This window comes from Blautia sp. 1001283B150304_161114_C9 (assembly GCF_015668165.1).
GTDB lineage: Bacteria > Bacillota > Clostridia > Lachnospirales > Lachnospiraceae > Blautia_A > Blautia_A wexlerae.
Map to the genome: position 1 here is coordinate 1 of NZ_JADPGO010000088.1, position 1,637 is coordinate 1,637.

General features: G+C 37.1%; 1 protein-coding gene. It reads left to right on the top strand.

All coding sequences use genetic code 11. The features are described 5' to 3' along the window. Positions 1–185: 185 nt before the first annotated feature. Positions 186–1,466, top strand: a complete 1,281-nt coding sequence (locus I4V44_RS17370) for an IS4 family transposase (protein WP_196003019.1) — start codon at positions 186–188, stop codon at positions 1,464–1,466. Positions 1,467–1,637: the final 171 nt, after the last annotated feature.

The window sequence follows — 1,637 nt, forward strand, 5'->3', positions numbered from 1 at the left end:
GGTCAGACCCCAATGTGGTCAACTTAAGCCCAGAATGCTGAAAATTCAACGATTCTGGGCTTATATTCTGGATTTTTTTATATAAATATCTTGACATATCCTCCTAAATATGTGGTTTATAGATTAAGCAATATTACGTTACCAGCGAAATATTTATCTATTCCAATACGTAGGAGGTATGCCATATGAATCGAACTAATATTTGTAAAAATATCGTCCAATCCATTAAAGATTATATCACAGATCAAGTTAAACTGGAACCCCATCGGGTGGAAAAACATTTTGTACGGCGAAGAAAACTTTCACTTTTGCAAGTTATTATTTATCTGTTCTTCTCTTCAAAAGCTTCCATGTTCCAGAATCTTTCACAGATCAGAGAAGAACTGGGCACGCTTTCTTTTCCGGATGTTTCAAAACAGGCACTTTCCAAAGCCAGACAGTTCATTAATCCTTCACTGTTCAAGGAACTTTATTATCTTTCTGTTGATCTGTTTTACAGCCAGATCCCTTCAAGAAAGCTGTGGCAGGGTTATCATCTTTTTGCAGTAGATGGTTCCAGGATCGAACTTCCGAATTCAAAATCAACTTTTGATTTCTTTGGCGAAATGTCCAGCTATCCTGATCCAAACCGACGTTATACCATGGGACTGGCTTCCATAATTTATGATGTTCTGGATGATTATATCCTTCATGCATCTATCCATAAATTTCTTTCCTCTGAACGGGCAGCTGCATTAGAACATCTTAAAGTTCTTGAAGATATGGGACTATATAACAACAGTATTATTATTTTTGACAGAGGTTATTATTCAGAAGATATGTTCCGCTACTGTGTAGAGCATGGGCATCTCTGTGTTATGAGACTGAAAGAGGGAATCAATTTATCTAAAAAATGCGATGGTGATATGATTTCCATTCTTCAGGGAACTTCAAAAGAAGGTACTTCCGATGTACCCATACGTGTCCTTGAGATCCTGCTTGATGATGGTACAAAAGAATATCTTGCAACAAACCTGTTTGATCCTGCTGTTACAAAAGATATGTTCCGGGAACTTTACTTCTACAGATGGCCTGTAGAACTTAAGTACAAAGAACTAAAAAGCCGCTTTGCCATGGAAGAGTTTTCCGGTGCTACTGCAGTATCTATACAGCAGGAATTTTACATAAATATGCTTCTATCGAATCTGGCTTCCCTTATAAAAAATGAAGCAGATGAGGAAATACAGATTTCTGCCAAAAGCACAAATAAGTTCCGTTATCAGGCCAATCGTGCATTTATCATTGGACGGATTAAAAGTATTATTCCCAAAATACTCTGCGGACTGTTTGAGCTTTCAATTATTGAACAGTTATATACAGATGCTGTACGTTGCAGATCACAGCTCCTGCCCGGAAGGTCATTTCCAAGGAAGAAATTGAAATCCAAGGGACGTTCACATTTCCGAAATAAAAAAGTTTCTTTTTAAAATAGAACCAGCATTCATCAATAGGCTTATTTAAGTGCGGTCATTTTTATAAATCTTCTGGTTTCCAACAAAACAGCAACTGTTTTCTATCATAAACCGATTTATTTTGTAGTTTGCATTGGAGGCTATTCGCTAATATGCCCCTAAGTTGACGCTAGGTTGACCACATTG